Source organism: Flavobacterium sp. GQ95, from assembly GCF_059758655.1.
The window spans coordinates 138,003-159,925 of the sequence record NZ_JCAXEB010000006.1 but is presented as its reverse complement, the minus strand read 5'-3'; the positions used below and the strand labels follow the sequence as shown (position 1 = coordinate 159,925).

At 33.3% G+C, this 21,923-nt stretch carries 21 protein-coding genes and 1 tRNA gene; all 22 read left to right on the top strand.

Annotated elements, in window-relative coordinates:
• Positions 1-285 precede the first annotated feature (285 nt).
• The 22 genes from AC6CH4_RS13335 to AC6CH4_RS13230 all read left to right on the top strand — a co-directional run bounded on the left by AC6CH4_RS13335 (position 286) and on the right by AC6CH4_RS13230 (position 21,860).
• Entirely contained in the window at positions 286-1,860 is a 1,575-nt protein-coding gene (locus tag AC6CH4_RS13335) for a glycoside hydrolase family 10-like protein (RefSeq protein ID WP_498103653.1), read from the top strand.
• Entirely contained in the window at positions 1,847-3,169 is a 1,323-nt protein-coding gene (locus tag AC6CH4_RS13330) for an MFS transporter (protein WP_498103651.1), read from the top strand. The genes AC6CH4_RS13335 and AC6CH4_RS13330 overlap by 14 nt, the downstream gene beginning before the upstream one ends.
• A 22-nt stretch (positions 3,170-3,191) precedes the next feature.
• Positions 3,192-3,530 carry a tetratricopeptide repeat protein gene (locus AC6CH4_RS13325; RefSeq protein WP_498103649.1) on the top strand — a complete coding sequence of 113 codons (339 nt, stop codon included), beginning with the start codon at positions 3,192-3,194 and terminating at the stop codon, positions 3,528-3,530.
• Positions 3,531-3,559: 29 nt separating this feature from the next.
• Entirely contained in the window at positions 3,560-4,009 is a 450-nt protein-coding gene (locus AC6CH4_RS13320; protein WP_498103647.1) for a GNAT family N-acetyltransferase, read from the top strand.
• A 2-nt stretch (positions 4,010-4,011) separates the two neighbouring features.
• A complete protein-coding gene (locus tag AC6CH4_RS13315; protein WP_498103645.1) occupies positions 4,012-5,640 on the top strand; it encodes a glycoside hydrolase family 3 protein in 1,629 nt (542 codons plus the stop codon).
• A gap of 122 nt (positions 5,641-5,762) precedes the next feature.
• Entirely contained in the window at positions 5,763-6,401 is a 639-nt protein-coding gene (locus tag AC6CH4_RS13310) for a peroxiredoxin (protein ID WP_192185577.1), read from the top strand.
• Between the two features lie 294 nt (positions 6,402-6,695).
• On the top strand, positions 6,696-7,004 hold the full coding sequence (locus tag AC6CH4_RS13305; protein ID WP_007805605.1) for a thioredoxin family protein: 309 nt from the start codon (positions 6,696-6,698) through the stop codon (positions 7,002-7,004).
• An 83-nt stretch (positions 7,005-7,087) separates the two neighbouring features.
• Positions 7,088-7,345: a DUF6952 family protein gene (locus tag AC6CH4_RS13300; RefSeq protein ID WP_017495510.1), complete on the top strand. Its 258-nt coding sequence runs from the start codon at positions 7,088-7,090 to the stop codon at positions 7,343-7,345.
• A 611-nt stretch (positions 7,346-7,956) separates the two neighbouring features.
• Complete coding sequence (gene tpx, locus AC6CH4_RS13295) at positions 7,957-8,454, top strand: thiol peroxidase (protein WP_026985956.1); 498 nt, start codon at positions 7,957-7,959, stop codon at positions 8,452-8,454.
• Positions 8,455-8,464: 10 nt separating this feature from the next.
• Positions 8,465-8,839, top strand: coding sequence for a diacylglycerol kinase family protein (locus tag AC6CH4_RS13290; protein ID WP_498103642.1), 375 nt, complete (start codon positions 8,465-8,467; stop codon positions 8,837-8,839).
• Between the two features lie 18 nt (positions 8,840-8,857).
• The gene (locus tag AC6CH4_RS13285) at positions 8,858-11,311 is read left to right on the top strand and encodes a DNA translocase FtsK (RefSeq protein ID WP_498103640.1); all 2,454 of its coding nucleotides are present in this window, start codon (positions 8,858-8,860) and stop codon (positions 11,309-11,311) included.
• Positions 11,312-11,363: 52 nt separating this feature from the next.
• Positions 11,364-12,011, top strand: coding sequence for an outer membrane lipoprotein periplasmic chaperone LolA1 (lolA1, locus tag AC6CH4_RS13280; RefSeq protein WP_498103989.1), 648 nt, complete (start codon positions 11,364-11,366; stop codon positions 12,009-12,011).
• A gap of 8 nt (positions 12,012-12,019) precedes the next feature.
• Positions 12,020-13,471, top strand: coding sequence for an LptF/LptG family permease (locus AC6CH4_RS13275; RefSeq protein WP_498103638.1), 1,452 nt, complete (start codon positions 12,020-12,022; stop codon positions 13,469-13,471).
• Between the two features lie 5 nt (positions 13,472-13,476).
• Complete coding sequence (ribB, locus tag AC6CH4_RS13270) at positions 13,477-14,610, top strand: 3,4-dihydroxy-2-butanone-4-phosphate synthase (protein ID WP_192185582.1); 1,134 nt, start codon at positions 13,477-13,479, stop codon at positions 14,608-14,610.
• A gap of 1 nt (position 14,611) precedes the next feature.
• A complete protein-coding gene (locus tag AC6CH4_RS13265) occupies positions 14,612-15,001 on the top strand; it encodes an acyl-CoA thioesterase (RefSeq protein ID WP_192185583.1) in 390 nt (129 codons plus the stop codon).
• 160 nt (positions 15,002-15,161) lie between these two features.
• A tRNA-Ser gene (locus AC6CH4_RS13260) sits at positions 15,162-15,246 on the top strand.
• A 75-nt stretch (positions 15,247-15,321) separates the two neighbouring features.
• Positions 15,322-16,476 carry a tyrosine-type recombinase/integrase gene (locus tag AC6CH4_RS13255; RefSeq protein ID WP_498103636.1) on the top strand — a complete coding sequence of 385 codons (1,155 nt, stop codon included), beginning with the start codon at positions 15,322-15,324 and terminating at the stop codon, positions 16,474-16,476.
• A gap of 273 nt (positions 16,477-16,749) precedes the next feature.
• Positions 16,750-17,040, top strand: a complete 291-nt coding sequence (locus AC6CH4_RS13250) for a hypothetical protein (protein ID WP_498103634.1) — start codon at positions 16,750-16,752, stop codon at positions 17,038-17,040.
• 75 nt (positions 17,041-17,115) lie between these two features.
• Positions 17,116-17,811 (top strand): GLPGLI family protein, encoded by a 696-nt coding sequence (locus tag AC6CH4_RS13245; RefSeq protein ID WP_498103632.1) that lies wholly within the window; start codon positions 17,116-17,118, stop codon positions 17,809-17,811.
• Positions 17,812-18,051: 240 nt separating this feature from the next.
• Positions 18,052-18,342 (top strand): hypothetical protein, encoded by a 291-nt coding sequence (locus tag AC6CH4_RS13240; RefSeq protein WP_498103630.1) that lies wholly within the window; start codon positions 18,052-18,054, stop codon positions 18,340-18,342.
• 87 nt (positions 18,343-18,429) lie between these two features.
• Positions 18,430-19,191 (top strand): GLPGLI family protein, encoded by a 762-nt coding sequence (locus AC6CH4_RS13235; RefSeq protein ID WP_498103629.1) that lies wholly within the window; start codon positions 18,430-18,432, stop codon positions 19,189-19,191.
• Complete coding sequence (locus AC6CH4_RS13230) at positions 19,191-21,860, top strand: carboxypeptidase-like regulatory domain-containing protein (protein ID WP_498103627.1); 2,670 nt, start codon at positions 19,191-19,193, stop codon at positions 21,858-21,860. The genes AC6CH4_RS13235 and AC6CH4_RS13230 overlap by 1 nt, the downstream gene beginning before the upstream one ends.
• The last annotated feature ends 63 nt before the right edge of the window (positions 21,861-21,923 follow it).

Here is a 21,923-nt window from a genome sequence, read left to right as displayed (position 1 = left end):
TCTGTTTGAAAAAAAATTTCACCACAAATTACACAAATTCCCACAAATTTTTCCGCTCAATATTGGGAAAAATAATTAGTGAAAATTTGTGTAATTTGTGGTTAAAAAAAGCATTAATCATTTTAATCCTGTAATATGTGGCAAAAAAACTTTGTGCCCTAGCGCCTTCCTAGCAAAAGGCACGTATAAGAAATTCAAATTAATACCGTTAAAATTATAATCTATTAATTATTTACGATAATCAGCTAAAAAAACTATTTTTGGTTTCTGTTAAAAAAGATTGCAATGCATAAAAATCAGCCACTACTCTTCTCTATCATATTCTTACTTTTCTTAGGATGGACATCCAACGCGCAGGAAAAACTACTACATCCTAAAAACGAATTTAGAGGGGTGTGGATCGCCACCGTCGTAAATATCGACTGGCCAAAAACAGCCATTGACGGCGTTGCCAAAGAAAAAGCAGATTATATTGAAACTTTAGAAGCCTATAAAAAACTAAATTATAATGCGGTAATTGTACAGGTTCGTAGTGTGGGGGATGCTTTTTATCCTTCAGAACTGGCGCCCTGGTCACGATTTCTGACCGGAAAAGAAGGTCAGGCTCCTAACCCCTATTACGATGCATTGGCCTGGATGATTGAAGAAGCGCATAAAAGAGGTTTTGAGTTTCATGCCTGGCTGAATCCGTACCGTGCGACTTTCGATTTAAACAAAAACCTTTTAAGTCCAACACATGACGTATTCAAACATCCCGAATGGATGATCGAATACGCCGGAAAAATATATTACGATCCTGCGTTGCCTGAAGTTCAGGCACATTTAACAAAAGTCGTAAAAGAAGTCGTTGATAAATACGATATCGACGCAATTCATTTTGATGATTATTTCTACCCATATACCGTTCCCGGAAAATCATTTAACGACAATGCTTCCTATAGAAAATATGGATCTGGCCTAAGTCTTGCCGACTGGCGTCGTGCGAATGTGAGCAACTTTGTACACACGATTTCTACCACAATTAAAGCTAGTAAACCGTGGGTACAATTCGGAATAAGTCCGTTTGGGGTTTGGAGAAATAAATCACAAGATCCTAAAGGTTCTGAAACGCAATCCACGTCCAATTACGACGATTTATATGCAGATCCTGTCTTATGGATGGACCAAAAATGGATCGATTATATTATGCCGCAATTGTATTGGAGCATGAATAATCCGAGAGCATCATATTCTAAATTGGTAAAATGGTGGTCTGAAAATTCAAATGATAATACCGCACTTTATATTGGCCATGCTTCTTATAAAATTAGAGGCGATGCTGATAAAAGCTGGAACTACGTAAGTGAAATTCCAACACAAATTGATTATGCCAGAAGTTTCAAAAAAGTGGGCGGAAGTGCTTATTTCAGTTCCAAATGGTTCATGGATAAAAACTTTGATATTACAAAGCTTTTAGAAGAAAATCAATATAAATATCCTGCGCTTCCGGCTCCGGTTCCCAATTTAAAACATGTTATTATCGATACGCCGGTTGTCAATGAATTTGGAAAAGATAGTATAAAATATTCCTTCAATATCAAATCTCCATTGAATACGAAAGTACGCTACATGGTGATATATGGTGCAGAACACATTTCGAAAGTGGATATTAATGATGCGTCAAAAATAATTGACAAAGTAACCGTGAATCAGTTTGATGGAACAATTTCATTTTCTATACCATCTCAAAAAATGAATCAATATAAAGCTTGCGCTGTAACATTTATTGACTATTTTGCAAACGAAAGTACAGCTACTTTTATTGACTTAAATAACACATTTAAAATCGCTTACCCTAACCAACCAAATGAAAACAGATAATAAACCCTGGTATTGGATTCCGCTTCTAAATTTTGCATCTGGATTGCCTTATGCCGTCATCATTTCCGTTTCGGTTATCATGTACAAAAATCTCGGAATCTCTAATGAAGATATTGGAGTTTACACCAGTTTATTATATCTGCCCTGGGTTATAAAACCACTTTGGAGCCCGTTTATTGAGTTGAACGGAACTAAAAGAAAATGGTTTTTATCGATGCAATTGCTTATTTCGATTGCATTTTTGCTGGTCGGTTTCACCATTCCGGCTAGTGGATTTTTCATCATGACATTGGCGATTTTTTGGGTTGCGGCCTTTGCTTCGGCTTCTAATGATATTGCCAGTGACGGTTTTTATTTATTGGTTTTACCAAAAGAACAACAATCGTTTTTCCTCGGAATCAGAAGTACTTTTTACCGACTTTCACTTTTAGCCGGAAACGGATTAATCGTTTTGTTTGCCGGATATTTAGAACATAAATATGGTGACAATACCAAAGCCTGGTCATACACGATGATTGCCGTTGGTTTATTAATGACTTTTATTACGGTTTATAATTTCTTTTTTACTCCAAAAAATGAAATCAATGCTGGTGAAAATAATACCGAAGTTCATCATCAAAACTTTGCCACTATCTTTATCAGTTTCTTTAAGAAAAAACAAATTGGTTTAGTATTGGCTTTTATTCTGGTTTTCAGATTAGGCGAATCGCAATTGCTTAAAATGCTAAGTCCTTTTTTATTAGACAAAAAAGAAATAGGCGGAATGGGATTAGACACTGAAGCTGTCGGAATCATCTACGGAACTTTAGGTATTTTCGCTTTAACAGTTGGAGGTATTTTAGGAGGTATTGCTATCTCTAAACAAGGGCTTACCAAATGGATGTTTCCTATGTTTTTGGCCATGCATTTACCAATTATTGGTTTTATTGGATTGGCTCATTTTCAACCGGAAGAACTTTTCCACCTGCATTTAAACTTTTATTTTTTCGAAATAAATTCCCCGCTTAATCTCTATACCTGCATCACTGTTATATTAGAACAGTTTGGATACGGTTTCGGTTTTACCGGCTTTATGATGTTCTTAATTCATGTTGCCGAAGGAGAATCAAAAACAGCACATTACGCATTGGCAACCGGATTTATGGCTTTAGGAATGATGCTTCCGGGAATGTTAAGTGGTTATATACAACAATTTTTAGGCTATCAAAACTTTTTTATCTGGGTTTTGTTGGCAACAATTCCGGGATTGATTCTTTCCCGTTTTTTAATTTTCCCGAAAGACTTTGGGAAAAAATCTGAAGAAGTTTAACCCCAAATCAAACATCTTAAATATGGAATTCAACGAAAATCTGCAAGCCGAACGCAACCTAAAAGGAGCTGAGTTCGAGAAAACAGGAGATTTTGAAAAAGCAATTGAAGTATATGAAGAAAATGTCGCGGAAAGCTTTAAAGGAAATCATCCTTATGATCGGTTAGCTACGATCTACAAAAACCAAAATGATATTGACAACGAAATTCGGGTTCTCGAAAAAGCTATTATAGTTTTTGAAGAAATCACACTCGAAGACCGACTCGAAGGTTTACCGAAACTTTTCCGTTTCAAAAACCGTTTAGAAAAAGCAATTGAAACCAAAAAACAACTGGCTAAGCAAAAGAAAAGCAAAAGTTGAAATAAGCATAAACTTTTACGCATTTTATCATGATTACGCTCAAAAGAACAAACTCAGACGATACTGATTTTAAAAACCTGGTTGTTTTATTAGACCGGGATTTAGCCATCAGAGACGGAGAAGATCACGCCTTTTACAATCAGTTTAATAAAACCGATAAAATAAAACACGTTATCGTTTTTTACGAAAATGGTATCGCTGCTGGCTGTGGCGCTTTTAGGGAAAAAGAAAGTGATATAGTCGAAATCAAACGTATGTTTGTCCATCCCGATTTTCGAAAAAAAGGAATCGCATCTGCTGTTCTGAGAGAACTGGAAATTTGGGCGAAAGAAGTTGGTTATGCTTATACGATTTTAGAAACCGGAAAAAACCAACCGGAAGCGATTAATTTATACCAAAAACAAGATTACACTATCATTCCAAATTATCCGCCTTACGAAACAATGGATAATAGTGTTTGCATGAAAAAGACTTTATAATAATGAAAATGACAGCTGAAGCATTAAGACAAAAAGTGGGACAATTCTTTTTTCCCGCAGTTTTCATCAACGATACCGAAGAAAATATTCAGGAAACCGAACGTTTAATAAAAGAACACAATATTGGCGGACTGACTTTTTTTCACAGCCGTGCGAGCGCGGCAACGAATTATGAAAGCAAGAAAAAGGTTGTTTTTAATGATGACAGCTATCAAAAAATAAAAGAACTTATTGTTCGTTACCAAAAGTCGGCTTCTACTCCACTTTTAATCAGTATTGATGCCGAATGGGGTTTAGCCATGCGCATCGAAAAAACACCACAATATCCGTACGCGATTACACTGGGTGCTTTGCCGGAAAGCAAATCAGGTTTGGTTTACGAAGTTGGAAAACAAATTGGTTTAGACTTAAAAGCTGCCGGAATTCATTATAATTTATCGCCCTTGGCAGATATCAACAACAATCCAAATAATCCGGTTATTGGTTATCGTTCTTTTGGTGAAAACAAAGAAAAGGTCGCTGATTTTGCCGTTGAATATCTGAATGGAATGTCGGAAGTTGGTGTTTTAGGATGTCTGAAACACTTTCCCGGACACGGAAATACCAATGTCGATTCGCATTTAGGATTACCGGTTTTAAAAGAAACTTTAGAAGAATTGATGAATAACGAATTATACCCATTCATCAAAGGAATCGAAAATAATGTCGATTCTATAATGATTGGGCATTTGGCGGTTCCGAGTTTAAACGACGGAAAAGATACTTCGGCTACTTTATCAAAAGCAGTGATTCAGGATCTTTTACGAGACAAATTAGGTTATAACGGTTTGGTTATTTCTGATGCCTTGAATATGCACAGCGTTTCCAAACTATACGAAACAAAAGGCGATTTAGAATGGGAAGCATTCAATGCTGGAAATGATGTTTTATGTTTTGCCGAAAATGTTCCCGAAGGAATTGAATCCATTCTTAAAAATGCTTCTCCGGAAAGAATCGAAGAAAGCTTCAACAGAATCATGAAAGCCAAGAAAAAAGTTGGAATCTTATCTGAAAACAACTTTACTTCAGGCGAATTAAACTACCAAAAAGCATCCGAATTAAACTTCGAAATCGCTCAGGATTCTATCACAAAAATCATTGACAATTCAAATACAGAATTGGCGTTTGAAGCTCAAAAAAACAATCAATTCGCCAAATTGAGTTTGCACAAAAATGTAGAAAACACTTTTTTCCAAACTCTAAATTCAAAACTAAAATCTCCGGAATTTGCTTTTGAAAACTTAGAGGTTTCTGATATTGCTACCATCAAAAAAGAGCTTGAAAATTTCGAAACGATTCTAATTTCTTTATTTGTTCCAAAGGCTAAACCAATGAACAATTTCGAAATTAACGACGAAGTTTTAGCATTGCTTTCTGATTTGCTTCAAACCAAAAAATGTATCCTTTACGTTTTCGGAAATCCGTACGTTTTACCTATTATTCCGAATCTTTCTAAGGCTTCCGGATTAATTCAGGTATATCAGGATTTTGAAGAGTTTCAAAAAAATGCAGCAATTCAATTTCTTGAAAATAAAGTTTGCAACGGAAATTTGCCCGTAAATATTGACCTTCAGCAACTTACAAAACCATGATTTCAACCTATAACTAAATACTATCACTTAATAAATATTTATAATTACATCTTATTGTAAGTAACTCTACTTATACCCTACTTTTGCAGCACAAATAAATTTTTAACTTTAAAACGAATAAGATGTCTTTAGTAGGAAAAAAATTCCCAAGTATTGCAGTAGATGCTATCTCAGAAATGGGTGATAACTTAAAAATCAACATTTTTGAAGAAGCAGTAAACAACAACAAAAAAGTATTATTGTTCTGGTATCCAAAAGATTTCACTTTTGTATGCCCAACTGAATTACACGCCTTTCAAGCTGCATTACCAGAATTTGAAAAAAGAAATACTATCGTAATTGGAGCTTCATGCGACACAAACGAAGTTCACTTTGCCTGGTTAAATACTCCAAAAAACAACGGTGGAATCGAAGGTGTAACTTACCCAATCTTAGCGGATACAAACCGTAACTTAGCTAACATTTTAGGTATTCTTGATATCGAATCTACAGAATACAGCGAAGAAACTGATTCAGTTATCATCGAAGGTTCAAACGTAACTTACAGAGCGACTTACTTAATTGACGAAACTGGAAAAATCTTCCACGAAAGTGTTAACGATATGCCATTAGGACGTAACGTAAACGAGTACTTAAGAATGGTTGACGCTTACACACACATTCAAACTAAAGGAGAAGTTTGTCCTGCAAACTGGGAAGCTGGAAAAGAAGCAATGTCTGCAGACAGATTGAGTACAGCTGAGTATTTAAGCGCAAACTAATTCTCTAAGATTCTGAGATTCTAAGTTCCTAAGTCACTAAGATTCAAACTGGATAAAACAGAATTTTAAAAATCACAATTTCTAATAACAAGTCACAAGGTTCTAAGAGCAAAAAACTTAGCCTCTTAGAATCTTAGCGACTTAGAAACTAAAAGAAAAATTCCTAAGTAACTAAGTCACTAAGATTTAAAATTAGGCACAACAATAAATTACAATCTCTAATAAAGTCACGAGCTTCTACGATCAAAAACTTAGTATCTTAGAAACTTAGCGACTTAGAAACTCAAAAAAGATATGTTAATCGACTTAAACGAAGATACGTTAGCAGATTTAGTTGCTAAAAACGAAAAAGTAGTAGTACAATATTCAGCTTCATGGTGTGGAAATTGCCGTATTATGAAACCAAAATTCAAAAAATTAGCAACAGAAAATGAAGCTATCACTTTTGTTTTGGTTGATGCTGAGAATTCTCCGGAATCAAGAAAATTAGCTAATGTAAGCAACCTGCCTACTTTCGCTACTTTCGTAAACGGACAATTGGTTGGTGAAACTCAAACCAACAAACAAGAAGTTTTAATCGACCTGGTAAACGCAATTGCGTAAATCGATCGTTAGATTTTTAGACTGTTAGATTTTTCGAATCTTATCTAAAAATCGAATCATCCAGTAATCTAAAAATCTAAAAAATGAAATTACCCGTAATAAAGCAATTGACCCAATTTATCGAAGAAAACGATCAGGATTACATCATCGAAACGATTGAAGTTCTGGAAGCGATGACTGAAATTCCGTCTCTAAAAGATGAAGAATTAGATGTAATTGGCGAATTGATCTCCAACATGTATGGCGCGCTTGAAGTACACAAAATGGTAGTTCAGGGCACGGATAAAAAAGAAGCTTTAAATGCGTTCATGAAACGTGTTTTAGGTTCAATTGATAAATAAGAATACCACTATATTTTCAAAAGCAAACAAAAAACAAAGACAGAAGAAGCGTTTCTATATTTAGAGACGCTTTTTTTTTTGCGCAATCTTGTCATCCTGAGGAACGAAGGATCACACTAGAAACTCCGCAATCTAAATCATCATTTGGGCGAGACACCATTAGAAAAAGGGGCTACTTCACTTTGTCTTTATTCGCCCCTTTCCCTAATGCTGTCGGGCTATCCACACTGCTTCGGCAGTTAGCTCCTATCCCTCTCGCGGGACCAGTTTTCAGTTTTCAGTCCCAGTTTTTTAGTTTTCAAAATGCCAATAATGATTCACAAAACCTTTGTCAAAGTTTAAAACTTTGACAAAGGTAAACACATGCAAAGTCATTGCGAGGAACGAAGCAACCACACGATCAAAATCAAACCTTAGAAATTCTTGAAATACACATACTACATGAGATTGCTTCGTTCCTCGCAATGACAAATCATCACGTTTATAACATAAATTGCCTATTTTTCCGTTACTCTTAAAACTCGCCTAATTGTGTTCACAACCCACAACAAATACTTTTAGATTCAAATTTTAATCCTTACTTTTGAACCTCATTAATTTAAACAAAAATCATGGCTTCAATAACATTAGGAGGAAATCCTATTCATACTTCAGGAGAATTACCAACAGTTGGATCACAACTAGCTGATTTCAAATTAGTACAAAACGATTTATCAGTAGCTTCACTAAGCAACTTCGCTGGTAAAAAATTAGTTTTAAACATTTTCCCAAGTATCGATACAGGAACTTGTGCAACTTCTGTTAGAAAATTCAACGAAAGTGCAAGTAATTTAGAAAACACAACTGTACTTTGTATTTCAAGAGATTTGCCATTTGCTCAAAAACGTTTTTGTGGTGCTGAAGGTTTAGAAAATGTAGTAAACTTATCTGATTTCCAGGCTGGAGATTTTGGTAAAACAAACGGCTTAGAAATCGTTGACGGACCATTGGCAGGTTTACACTCAAGAGCAATCATTGTTGTTGATGCTGATGGAAAAGTATTGCACACAGAACAAGTTGCAGAAATTGCAAATGAACCAAATTACGAAGCAGCTTTAGCAGCACTATAATACCCATTAAATGGCATTCGAAAAAGACAATACTTTTGTAACAGGCCGGTTAAAAAGCATGACATATGCTTTTAACGGAGCTGTTAAACTTATAAGAACAGAGCATAGCATTATGGTTCAATTTTCATTGGGAATCATAATGACTATTGCCGGGTTTTATTTTCATATTTCACAAACTGAGTGGCTTTTTCAGGTTCTGGCAATTGGACTTGTCATGAGCATTGAAGGATTAAACACAGCAGTTGAAAAAATCGCCGATTTTATTCACCCTGATTACAGTAAACGAATCGGTTTTATCAAAGATATTGCAGCTGGAGCGGTATTTTTTGCCGCAATGACAGCAATAGCGATAGGTTTGATTATTTATGTCCCAAAATTTATATAGGCAATACTAAACGCAAGAATGGCAAAAACAACCAAAAAAGAAACTGTAGATAAAAAAAACGAACCAAAAGCAGGGATTAAAAAATCCCTGACAATAACCAAACAACAAAAATTTGTTCTGGGCTGTCTTTTGGTACTCTTTTCTATTGCATTACTAGTTGCATTTATTTCATTTTATGTCAACGGACAATGGCAAACAGATCAGAGTGCGGTAAGCCATCTTGGCGATCGTTCTGAAGAAGTGCAAAACTGGCTCGGAAAATTCGGGGCTTATCTTGCTGATCTGATTGTATACAGAGGTTTTGGGCTTGCTTCTTTTATATTAGTACGTTTATTTTTCTTAACCGGATTATTTCTGGCTTTAGAAATGTCAACCAAAAGACTGAAAAGTATTTGGTTCTGGGATTTATTTGCCATTATTATTGTTTCTATATTATTTGGATTTTTCGCCACTTCAGCACCTGAACTAGGCGGAACTATTGGATATGAACTAAATTTATTTTCACAAGATTATATTGGAAAAACAGGAACTTTATTAGCCCTCCTTTTTGGATTGATCGTGTATTTAATTTTCAAAATAAAACTATCCCCGGAGAAAATTCAATCTTATTTTGATTCAACTAAAAATGAGTTAAAATCAGAATTGGATTCTATAAAAACATCGAAACAACCTGAAAGTGCTTACAATTTAGAAGAATTTGCTATTGAGCAAGAAGATCCTGAAATAGACAATATTCATTTAAAAACAGAAGACACTCAATTCGAAATCAACAAAGAAGCTTTAAAACCAACGATTTCAAATTCATCAGAAATTGATTTGAATCCGGTTGTAAAACCAGTTCAAATGGATATTAAACCCGCCACAGTAACTGTTCCTGTTCATACAGAGGAATTTGTTATTGAAAAAGCGGAAGAGGAAGATATCATCGAAGAAAATTTAGCTTCTCGTCTGGTTGCTGATTTCGGTTTATTTGATCCAACTTTGGATTTATCGAATTATAAATTCCCAACCATCGATTTATTAAAAGAATATTCGACTGGCGGAATTACGATTAATCAGGAAGAATTAGAAGAAAATAAAAACAAAATTGTAGACACACTTCGTAACTACAAAATTGAAATTGCCCAGATTAAAGCAACCGTTGGTCCATCGGTTACTTTATACGAAATTGTACCGGAAGCCGGAATCAGAATCTCTAAAATCAAAAGTTTAGAAGATGATATTGCTTTGTCATTATCTGCTTTAGGAATTCGTATTATTGCGCCAATTCCAGGAAAAGGAACAATTGGTATCGAGGTTCCGAACAAGAACCCAACTATGGTTTCTATGAAAAGTGTTATTGGATCTGCTAAATTTCAGGAAGCTGAAATGGAGTTACCAATTGCTTTGGGGAAAACCATTTCGAACGAAACTTTCGTTGTCGATTTAGCCAAAATGCCTCACTTATTGATGGCAGGTGCTACTGGACAAGGAAAATCGGTTGGTTTGAATGCGGTTTTAACTTCTCTTTTATACAAAAAACATCCAGCCGAAGTAAAGTTCGTTTTGGTGGATCCGAAAAAAGTAGAGTTAACTTTATTCAATAAAATTGAAAGACATTATTTAGCCAAACTTCCTGATACTGAAGATGCCATTATTACAGACAACGCCAAAGTAGTCAATACGTTAAATTCACTTTGTGTTGAAATGGACAATCGTTATTCTTTACTAAAGGATGCGATGGTTCGTAATATTAAGGAATACAACGAAAAATTCAGAGCAAGAAAATTAAATCCGGAAGCCGGACACCGATTTTTACCCTACATTATTTTGGTTGTCGACGAGTTCGCCGATTTAATTATGACTGCCGGTAAAGAAGTTGAAATTCCGATTGCGCGTTTGGCACAGTTAGCGCGTGCTATTGGTATTCACTTGATTATTGCGACGCAAAGACCATCGGTTAACGTAATTACAGGTTTAATTAAAGCAAATTTCCCTGCGAGGATTGCTTTTAGGGTAACCTCAAAAATTGACTCGAGAACGATTTTAGACACACAAGGAGCCGATCAGCTGATTGGTCGTGGAGATTTATTATATACTAACGGAAATGATGTGGTTCGTGTTCAGTGCGCTTTTATTGACACGCCGGAGGTAGAAAAAATTACGGAATTTATTGGTTCACAAAAAGCTTATGCCACGGCTTATTTGCTTCCGGAGTTCGTTGGAGAAGAAACTGGCATCAATCTTGATATGGATATTTCCGAAAGAGATACTTTATTTAGAGAAGCTGCAGAGATTATTGTCAATGCACAACAAGGTTCCGCTTCATTATTGCAAAGAAAATTAAAATTGGGTTACAACAGGGCCGGTCGTTTGATCGATCAGCTGGAAGCAGCTGGAATTGTTGGTCCATTTGAAGGCAGTAAGGCAAGAAGCGTGAATATTTCTGACTTAAGTGCTCTTGATCAATTTTTTAACAATGAACAAAATTAACCCCATCATGAAAACGAAAATTCAGGAAATCACAAACAATTCTATCACTAACATGACTAAAAAGTACTTTCAAATAGCAATTTTATTGCTTTTGAGCTTTACTTCTATTCAGGCACAGGATAAAAAAGCCAAAGATTTATTGAACCAGGTGACAGCAAAAATAAAAAGCTACGATAATATTTCTATTGATTTTAAATACTCTTTAAACAACGCCAAAGAAAACATTAATCAGGACAGTAAAGGAAATGTGATCATGAAAGGCAATCAATATGTATTGAATTTTATGGGTGTTACTAAAATATTCGATGGCCAAAAAACATACACAATCAACCCTGAAGATGAAGAAGTTACTATTTCTAAAGTAAACGAAAAGGATGATAATGCAATAACACCTTCAAAAATGCTTACTTTTTTCAATTCTGGTTACAAATACAATATGGACATCGTTCAAAATGTTAAAGGAAGAAAAATTCAATACATCAAATTAGCACCAACAAACACTAAAGATCAAAGAAAAGAGATTCTTTTAGGAATTGATGTACAAACAAAACACATTTATAATTTGATTGAAACCGGAAAAAATGGAACAAAAACCACTTTAACCGTTAATTCTTTTAAAACCAATCAGCCTTTATCAAAAAATCAATTTACCTTTGTAGCGAGTAAATATCCAAAGTACTACATCAATAAATTAGATTAATTACAAGGTTGAAAATTTTAGACAAATACTTACTAAAAACATTTCTGATTACGTTTACTACGGTATTCGTAATCCTTTTTTTTATATTCATACTTCAAACCGTATGGCTTTTTATCTCAGAATTAGCAGGTAAAGACCTTGATTTGATATTGGTTGTAAAATTCCTTCTTTTCTCAATGCCGAGAATTATTCCGTTAGTTTTACCATTATCGGTTTTATTGGCTTCTATTATGACTTTCGGAAATCTGGCTGAGAATTATGAATTCGCCGCTATGAAATCTTCCGGAATATCATTGCAAAGAGCGATGCGCGTTTTAATCGTATTCATCTTTGTTCTGAGTATTGTGGCGTTTTGGTTTGCCAATAATGTGATTCCGTACGCTGAATACAAGTTTGTTAATTTCCGAAAAAACATCGCTCAGGCAAAACCTGCCATGGCTATTGCCGAAGGTCAGTTTAACGACGTTGGAACTTACAACATTAAGGTAAACAAAAAGTCGGGAGAAAACGGCAATATCTTAACCGGAGTTACCATTCACGAAAAAGCGAATAACGTTGGTGAAAATAAAACCGTTATCAAAGCTAAGAATGGTAAGTTAATCAGTAATGAGAAATCCAGCATTTTAAAACTAGTTTTAAATGACGGCTATTACTATCAGGATGTTACTCCAAAAAAATACGAAGACCGTGCTAAATTGCCGTTTGTAAAAGCTGCATTTAAGAAACAAATCATCAATATTGATTTATCTGAATTAAATAAGGTTGACGATAATCAGGAAATTAGCAGCACCAACGGAATGCTGAATGTAAATGAATTACGTTATACATTAGACTCTTTAAATAAAAACCTGGATAATGAAATCCTCTCATTTTCAGAAAATATAAATCAACGTGTTGGAATTAAAAAACAACCTCCTGTTGTTATAAAAACTGAGAAAAAGAAAAAATCGTTGCCTAACGATCTTTTATCACTCTATACAAATAAACAAAAGCTGGATATAATAAAAATGGCCGCCAGCAACGTTACCAGCAACACTTATTCTATAGACGCTACTCAAAAAGAACTAAAAGACAAACAAAGAGATATCAATAAACACTTAAGTGCTTTATACGAGAAGTTTGTTATTGCTTTTGCGTGCTTTTTAATGTTTTTTATTGGTGCCCCGCTAGGCGCAATCATTCGTAAAGGCGGACTAGGATTACCTATTGTCTTTGCGGTATTAATTTTTATTACTTTTCATTTCATCAATACTTTTGGAAAACGACTTTCTCAGGAAGGCGGAATGAGTCCTTTTATGGGATCATGGATGTCATCCTTTATATTACTTCCATTAGCTGTTTTATTGACGTATCGCGCTACAAACGACAACGGATTAATAAATTTTGATGCGATCACAACTCCGATTTTACAACTATTTCAAAAAATTTCTGAGCGGTTTACTCCTGCTCAAAAGCAATAATAATTATGTCAACAACAAAAATACAACTGAATACCATTGAAGAAGCTATAGAAGATATTCGTCAAGGTAAAGTAATCATTGTAGTCGATGATGAAGATCGCGAAAACGAAGGTGATTTTTTGGCTGCGGCTGAAAAAGTAACTCCGGAAATGATCAATTTTATGGCGACTCACGGACGCGGTTTAATTTGTACACCGCTTACTGAAAGCCGTTGCAAGGAGTTGGATTTACGTGCTATGGTAAGCAACAATACTGATCATATGGAAACCGCTTTTACTGTTTCTGTAGATTTAAAAGGACATGGTGTTACCACAGGAATTTCAGCAGCTGACCGATCTAAAACAGTACAGGCTTTAGTTGATGGTAATACAAAACCACATGATTTAGCACGTCCAGGACACATTTTCCCTTTAATTGCAAAGCAAGGTGGTGTTTTAAGAAGAACGGGGCACACAGAAGCCGCAATTGACTTCGCACGATTAGCCGGATTTAAATCTGCTGGTGTTATTTGTGAGATTTTAAATGAAGACGGAACTATGTCTCGTTTGCCTGAATTGGTAAAGGTGGCGAAGAAATTCAATCTAAAATTAGTTTCGATTGAAGACCTTGTTGCTTATAGAATGCAGCACGACAGCCTGATCGTTAAAAAAGAAGATTTTGATATCGAAACCCGTTTCGGCACTTTCAGACTTAGAGCTTACGAACAAACTACCAATAAACAAATTCATATTGCCTTAACTAAAGGAACATGGAATCTTGGGGAACCAATCTTAACCAGAATTCACTCTTCGCAAGTAAATAATGATTTATTAGGAACTTTAACCAACAATGCCGAACAACAATTAGACGGTATGTTTAAAGTTATTAATGAAAACGGAAAAGGTGCTGTAGTTTTTATCAATCAGGATATGCAGGCAGTAAACCTATTAAGCCGTATCTCTGAGCTTAAATCATTACAGGCAGGAGGTACAATGAAAGCTCCAAAAGTAATCATTGACAGTAAAGACTACGGAATTGGTGCTCAAATCTTACATGATATCGATATTTCTAAAATTAGATTAGTATCGAACACAGAACAGACAAAGCGTGTCGGAATGATTGGCTACGGACTTGAAATTACTGATTACGTAAACTACTAATATGGGTACATTAGAAGAACGCATCGTAAAATCAGAAACTCATATATTTAAGGCCGTTTTTCCGAGTACGACAAATCATTATGATACTTTATTTGGAGGAACTGCACTTCATTTGATGGATGAAGTTGCTTTTATTTGCGCTACAAGATTCAGCAGAAAGAAAGTTGTAACAATTTCAACTGGACAAATTGACTTTAAAAAAGCTATTCCGGCTGGAACTTTAATCGAATTAGTAGCGAAAGTGATTAGTGTAGGAAGAACAAGTTGTAAAATTCACGTTGATATTTTCATGGAACAAATGTATTCAGAGCTTCGCGAAACGGTAGTTTCAGGAACTTTTTCGTTTGTCGCAGTCGATGAAAACAAAAAACCGGTGCCTATTTTGGACTAATCCCGTTATTTAACGTAAAATTGTTTTTAAAATAAATACTGATTATGAATGACTTAAAAATTAATTTAAAATAATCAGTAAAAAAGCTTTAAAAAAGTTTTGAGAACCGAAAAAGCGTCTTATATTTGCACTCGCAATCAGCAAATGATCGCAACATACTGGAGAAATGGCAGAGCGGTCGAATGCGGCAGTCTTGAAAACTGTTGACTGTAACAGGTCCGGGGGTTCGAATCCCTCTTTCTCCGCACTCTAACGGGAAACTCAACAAACACTGGGTTTCCCGTTTTTTTATATCTTTATTGCACACAAAATGCACACAAATGAATATAAAATACACAATACCTAAACTTTCCAAAGCTAAAAAAGGCTGGTACATTCATTACAGATATGAAGGTAAACAATTCAGAGAATCTTTTGGACTCAATAAAATTACTGATTTAAAAAAAAGAGAATCTGAATATAATGAAATCTGCAGGGCTCTACTAATTGATCTGAAGAATGGCTGGAATCCAAATTTACCGGACGAGATACAGAATCAAAAAGACATGTATATTATTGATGCTCTAAAATTTGGTTTGGAGAAGAAAGAAGATCATGTTGCTAAAAAAACATATTCCGGATATAACACCACTTTGAATTATATAGAGGAAGGTATAAAAGTAGCCGGTTTAGATTATCTAAAAATAGAAGACACAAAGCGAGCGCACTTAAAGCTTATAATGGAAAAATGCATGTTTACCCATAATTGGACTAACAAATCATACAACAAACATTTAAATCATTTAAAAGCGATTCTTAGTGAATTAATACAATGGGAAATAATAGAAGACAACCCTGCTTTTAAAATCAATAATTTAAAGGTCGAAGATAGTATTGCCAATTTACCACCAAGTGATAAGGATATGGCTATTATTAAAAATGAACTGAAACAAAATCATCACAATTTTTATAATTTCATTTCACTAATTTTTCACTTAGGAATTCGGCCAGAAGAAATCCTTTTAATCCAACTTTCGATGATCGATATGGATAAGGATATTATCCAGCTAATTCCAAAAAACACCAAAGACAGAAAAAAATATAGAACACTGCCAATAAATAAATACCTAAAAGCAGATCTTGAAAAAATGAATTTTGAGAATTTACCAAAAAACTACTATTTATTTGGAAGCTTCAGAACACCTGGAGCAGGAAATGTTGGAAAACATGAAGACTTTATACCGGGTCCAACTCACATGAATCGTGATACCGCAACTAGACGATGGGAAACCATCGTCAAGAAAGGATTGAAGATTAATCACTCAATGTATTCAATTAAAAAATATGGAGGAAACAAAAAGTCTGCAGCGGGAATAAGTTTAGATGCAATAAAAGGTGTTTTTGGACATTCTGAAAAAGAAACAACCTTAATTTATCTGACAAATCAAGATGAAATAAACAGACAAGAGGTCATAGATAAATCTCCAGACTTTTAAAAACAAGTCAGTCTAATATTAATTTATATTTTATTTTGCTTTGGATTTCATTTATTTTCGTCAAAAATTAAAATCTAAATATTTTTTTTTCTTATAACCAACACAGAGTGAGTTTTATAAAATTATTACTCAATTATTTAAACTTTTTATTTATACGCGTGTATCTTTAAGTATATTTAATATGTGCGTAAATACTTAATATATTCTAATATTGAAAAACAAAAATTTCTGCAGAAACATTTTTGTTCTATTTAATTATTTAATTTATATATTATGAAAAAATTAGTATTTACTACTTTAGTAGTGTTGGGATTTAGTGGTGCTGCCATTGCAAATTCATCTATCAAGAAAGATGATTTAGACAAAAAGGAAGAAAAAAATCAAGTGGTAGTTACTGATTGTTGGGCTTATGCTGGCAGACATTTAGATAGGGCTGATCCTGGAAATAAATTATCTGGGCCAGCATCCTATAGAATATATCAAAAAGCTTATAAAACATGTGCTACCGCAGCTTATGAGGCGCCATACGCTGAGAAAGACGAAGTCTTTGATGTTCAGCCATAAGCTATTTTAAAAACCAAAGGGAAATACAATTTAACGTTGTATTTCCTTTTTAACTAAATACTAAAAAAACAATATATGAAAAACAAAGTAATTTTGTCGTTTTACATGATTTTATTTTATGGAATTACTTTTTCACAAAGTAAATCAGGAGTTGTAACCTATAAAATTAAGCCAATTTTTTTTGAAGCCCAATTCAATGACGATATGGATCGTCAAGTAATAGCTGTTAAAGAGATTGCAGAAAAACAGGCATTTAGATTAATAGTTAATGATTCGAAGATTTGTTTTTTGCAAAATAAAGCACTGGAAACTGAACATGAAAGAGCAGTTTCAGAATTGGCATCAAGCTTATATACCTGTGATTATGACTATTATTTCGACAAAAATGAGAATACTGAGTTTTATGATGATGGTAGTGGCGTTATTATAAAAAAGATTAGGAAAAATATTAATTGGGAAATTAGTAAGGAGAACAAGCAAATAGGAGATTATTTGTGTTATAAAGCAATATATAATGAGTCATATGTTGCAAGAGATAATAAAGTTAAGATTAAGACTGTAGAAGCTTGGTTTTCTCCAAGTATTCCTTTTCCGTATGGTCCTAAAAATTATAATGGTTTGCCGGGTTTAATTATAGAATTGAAAGAAGGAGAAACTACATATTATGTATCTTCTATAGATTTAAAAGAAAAAAAGCAAGTAGTACTTCCTAAGGGAAAAACAATTACAGAAGAAGAATACAATAAAAAAGTTCTGTTTAACAATGATTGATATTTTGAAATTCATCTATTTTCCTTATTAAATCAAAATTTAAAATATTTTTTTCTTATAATCAACGCAGAGTGAGTTTTAAAAAATTACTGCTCACTTATTTAAATTTTTTATTTATACACGTGTATATTTAAGTATATTTAATATGTGCGTAAATACTTGATATAATTTAATATTGAATAACAAAAAGAATCTGCAGAAATCATTTTGTTATATTAATAATTAATTAAAATTTTATTTATGAAAAAATTAATGTTTACTGCTTTAACAATTATGGCATTTAATTGTATTGTTTTAGCGAAAGAAAAAGTTAAAAGCACAAGTATTGAAGTTGTGACAAATTGTGATCAAATTGCAACTATCATTACTAATCAAAAAGAAGCAGCATTTCACGATCGATATGGTCTTTGTTTCACCTCAAGTCAGTACAACAGCATTAAAAAACAATATGCAGCAGCATGTAAGACTTTAAATAAACCGGTGGAAATGTTACAACCAGAACTTCCGAGATTTGATTCAATTGAATTGTAAGCATTTAATTTAGAATATCCTTTGAATCAAGTCAATTTAATTCCTAATTAAATTGGCTTGATTCTTATTTTAATAAAAAAATTGAAAATGGAAAAATTGAAATTTATTTTGAATGTTTTGTTATTGTTTGCTGGAAACATTCTCTTGTCTCAAGACTTGGAGAATGATTTATTATCTTCTAATATAAACAAGGTAGTTTATAAACTTCAGCCTCCAGAAAGACTAAAAAGCAAAGATTTCAATAAAGAGGAAATCGATGATATGATTAAATTTGAGAACGCTTACGAAAGAATTGAATGTGAACTTTATTATTCAAGAGGCAAAAGTCTTTTTACAATTGTTGATAAACCATTATCCAATGAAGATTTTGATTATTATTCGTTTGTTGCATCGCTGGTTGGTAATAAATATTATATAGATTTTAATAACAAGAAAAAAATACGTTTCGAGGAACAAGAAGGAGAAAAATTAAATATAGTTATACCTTTCGATCAGTATAATTGGGAAATTACATCAGAAACGAAAAAAATAAGCGGTTATACATGTTATAAAGCAATATGCAAATGGGAGGAATTTAATACGAGAAGAAATTCAACAGCTGTTTTTAATTCCGAAGTATGGTTTACACCACAAATTCCTGTATCTTTTGGACCAATGGGCTTAGATGGAGTGCCAGGACTAGTTTTAGAAGCTAACTATGGGGCAGGTGGTATACACTTCTACGCAACTAAAATAGAATTTAATATCTCTGCACCTAAAATAAATTTAGATCCTCCAAATGTTAAATTTTTAACTGAGGTAGAATATCAAAAAAGATTAATAAAAGAGCAAGAAAATATGGACAGATAATGACAAAGCTATTTATGTTTTTTCTTTTAGTATCTACATTTTCATTTTCTCAGACAAAAGTTCTTATTGGAGTAGTATCTGATGACACATATAAACCTTTAGAATCAGCCAATATTATTGCCAAACCAGTTAAGGAAAAAGCAAATATAAAATTTGCTATTGCAGATAGTAAAGGGCGATATAAATTGGAACTTGAAAAAAATGTAAAATACGAGATTACTGTTTCCTATATTGGATATATTGAAGAAGTTTTAATTTTAGAATCCAATTCTGAAAAAATTAACCATGATTTTAAATTAAAACCAACTGGAGCACAACTCAAAGAAATTATCATCAAACATGAGTTTAAGCCTATTGTTGTTAAAAAAGATACATTAATTTTTGATGTCAATAGTTTTGCAAACGGCAACGAGCGTAAAATGAAAGAAATTCTGGAAAAACTGCCCGGTGTTGAAGTAGATAAACAAGGCAATGTTACTGTACAAGGTAAAAGAGTAACTAAAATGATGGTTGAAGGCAAGTCTTTTTTTGGAGGCGGATCTAAATTAGCCGTTGAGAATATTCCTGCAGATGCATTGGATAAAATTGAGGTTATTGATCATTTTAATGAGGTTGGGTTTATGAAGCAAGTCTCCGACAGTGATGATCTTGCGATGAACGTCAAGTTAAAAGAGAATAAAAAGAAATTTGTTTTTGGAGATATTCAGTCAGGCATAGAAGCCGGAGCAGGAGATAATGGTTTTTATTTAGCGCATGCTGCATTATTTTATTATACACCAAAAACCAATGTTAGTTTTATAGGTGACGCCAATAATATTGGTAAAAGTACTTTTACATTTGATGATTTAATGAGATTTGATGGCGGGGCGAGCAGTTTTCTTTCGGGAAGAAAAGCACTAACTAATCTATATTCGTTTTCTAATGACAATACAGATGTTGTAAAAAATAAATCTGAGTTTGGTGCTATCAACTTTAGCCATGATTTTTCAGATAAATTTTCAGTTTCCGGGTTTGGTATTTTATCTAAAGTTCTAATGGGCTCAAGAATAGAAAATAACAATCAATATTTAAACAATAGTACAATTGATTATGAGAGAAAGATTAGAAATGCAGAAAGCACATCGGTATTAGGAATAGGAAATGTAAAACTGGATTATTCCTCATCTAATAATGAAAAATGGTATTATAACGGTCAATACCAATCCAGTACAAACGACCTGGTTAGCACTTTAAATTCTGTAACAAACTTAGGGTCCAATCTTTTTGAAACCATCAATAAAGCAGATAATTTATCGATTAAGCAATATATTGAATGGCATAAAAATTACAATAAAAATCACACTACAACTTTTGTTGTAAATCAGGCTTATAACAAAATAACCCCAAAAAATAGATGGTTTACAAGTGAACCTTTTTTACAAGGATTAATTCCTTTGCAGGAAGATGAAAACTACCGAATTGAGCAGATAAAAGGATCTGAGGTTAACAGTATAGATGCTCTTTTTAAACATTATTGGATTATAAATGACGTAAGTCATTTATATACTAATTTGGGCAATAATTTTGAAAAATCAAATTTTAAAACTTCTGAAAGCCAAATTTTAACTGATGGCTCTATTAATGATTTTGCAACAGCGGGTTTCGGAAATAATATTAGTTACAGGTTAAATGATGCGTATATCGGACTGGAATATAAATTTATAATTGGAAAATGGTTAAATAAAGTGGGGCTTTATTTGCACTGGTACAATTTAAGTACACTTCAAAACTATGTCGATCACTCAGTATCAAGAACACTATTGCAACCTCAATTGAATAGTGAATATGAGTTTAATAAATCAGAAAGCTTAAGTTTTGATTATAAATTAGAAAATCAATTTCCGGAAGTAAATCAACTGGCAAATAGATACACTCTGCAATATTATAATTCGGTTTACAAAGGGAATGCATTATTAGAAAATGAAAAATACCATTCGGCAAACCTGCGTTATTCAAAAATGAATTCTTACAGAGGAATTACCTGGAATGGAATGCTAAATTATTCTAAAAAAGTAAAAGTAATTCGTGATCAGGTTGAACTCGATGGAATAAATCAATTTGTCACTCCCGTTTTAACAGATAATCCTGAAACGAGTACTGCTCTTAATGGTAGTTTTTCGAAAAGAATTCACCGTTTTAATTTAAAATTAAACGCAAAATTGTCGTGGTTTGGCTATACTCAGGTATTAAATGATATTGCTACGGAGAATCAAAGAAATAATCAAAGTATTGGACTGGTTTTTAAAACAGCATATAAAAAATGGCCGGATTTCAGTATTGGCTATACCAAAGGTTTTAGTGAATTTTCCGGTGTAACAAAATCTAAATATCAAACTGATGCTATAACAGCAGCATTTGAAATCACTTTTCTGAAATTTTGGACATGCAAAATTGACTATGAAAGTTTAAAAAACACAAACAATGTGAAGCAATCTAGTTTTTATGATATAGCAAATACCTCTCTTTTTTATCAAGAGAAAAATAAACCATTTGGATTTGAATTATCAATCAATAATTTGTTTGATGTTAGAAAGAAAAATAGTTATTCGTTTTCTGATTATATGATAAGCGAACAAGCCACTTATATTTTGCCTAGAGCTATTTTATTTACAATATCGTATAAGCTATAACATGTAATAAGAAACTTTTATAAACTTGTTATAATTTAGAACGGCTAATTTACAATACCTATT

What these genes read in the sequence shown, in the direction of transcription:
- AC6CH4_RS13335 (WP_498103653.1), top strand. Translation starts at nt 286, where the DNA reads ATGCATAAAAATCAGCCACTACTCTTCTCTATCATATTCTTACTTTTC.
- AC6CH4_RS13330 (WP_498103651.1), top strand. Translation starts at nt 1,847, where the DNA reads ATGAAAACAGATAATAAACCCTGGTATTGGATTCCGCTTCTAAATTTT.
- AC6CH4_RS13325 (WP_498103649.1), top strand. Translation starts at nt 3,192, where the DNA reads ATGGAATTCAACGAAAATCTGCAAGCCGAACGCAACCTAAAAGGAGCT.
- AC6CH4_RS13320 (WP_498103647.1), top strand. Translation starts at nt 3,560, where the DNA reads ATGATTACGCTCAAAAGAACAAACTCAGACGATACTGATTTTAAAAAC.
- AC6CH4_RS13315 (WP_498103645.1), top strand. Translation starts at nt 4,012, where the DNA reads ATGAAAATGACAGCTGAAGCATTAAGACAAAAAGTGGGACAATTCTTT.
- AC6CH4_RS13310 (WP_192185577.1), top strand. Translation starts at nt 5,763, where the DNA reads ATGTCTTTAGTAGGAAAAAAATTCCCAAGTATTGCAGTAGATGCTATC.
- AC6CH4_RS13305 (WP_007805605.1), top strand. Translation starts at nt 6,696, where the DNA reads ATGTTAATCGACTTAAACGAAGATACGTTAGCAGATTTAGTTGCTAAA.
- AC6CH4_RS13300 (WP_017495510.1), top strand. Translation starts at nt 7,088, where the DNA reads ATGAAATTACCCGTAATAAAGCAATTGACCCAATTTATCGAAGAAAAC.
- tpx (WP_026985956.1), top strand. Translation starts at nt 7,957, where the DNA reads ATGGCTTCAATAACATTAGGAGGAAATCCTATTCATACTTCAGGAGAA.
- AC6CH4_RS13290 (WP_498103642.1), top strand. Translation starts at nt 8,465, where the DNA reads ATGGCATTCGAAAAAGACAATACTTTTGTAACAGGCCGGTTAAAAAGC.
- AC6CH4_RS13285 (WP_498103640.1), top strand. Translation starts at nt 8,858, where the DNA reads ATGGCAAAAACAACCAAAAAAGAAACTGTAGATAAAAAAAACGAACCA.
- lolA1 (WP_498103989.1), top strand. Translation starts at nt 11,364, where the DNA reads ATGACTAAAAAGTACTTTCAAATAGCAATTTTATTGCTTTTGAGCTTT.
- ribB (WP_192185582.1), top strand. Translation starts at nt 13,477, where the DNA reads ATGTCAACAACAAAAATACAACTGAATACCATTGAAGAAGCTATAGAA.
- AC6CH4_RS13265 (WP_192185583.1), top strand. Translation starts at nt 14,612, where the DNA reads ATGGGTACATTAGAAGAACGCATCGTAAAATCAGAAACTCATATATTT.
- AC6CH4_RS13255 (WP_498103636.1), top strand. Translation starts at nt 15,322, where the DNA reads ATGAATATAAAATACACAATACCTAAACTTTCCAAAGCTAAAAAAGGC.
- AC6CH4_RS13250 (WP_498103634.1), top strand. Translation starts at nt 16,750, where the DNA reads ATGAAAAAATTAGTATTTACTACTTTAGTAGTGTTGGGATTTAGTGGT.
- AC6CH4_RS13245 (WP_498103632.1), top strand. Translation starts at nt 17,116, where the DNA reads ATGAAAAACAAAGTAATTTTGTCGTTTTACATGATTTTATTTTATGGA.
- AC6CH4_RS13240 (WP_498103630.1), top strand. Translation starts at nt 18,052, where the DNA reads ATGAAAAAATTAATGTTTACTGCTTTAACAATTATGGCATTTAATTGT.
- AC6CH4_RS13235 (WP_498103629.1), top strand. Translation starts at nt 18,430, where the DNA reads ATGGAAAAATTGAAATTTATTTTGAATGTTTTGTTATTGTTTGCTGGA.
- AC6CH4_RS13230 (WP_498103627.1), top strand. Translation starts at nt 19,191, where the DNA reads ATGACAAAGCTATTTATGTTTTTTCTTTTAGTATCTACATTTTCATTT.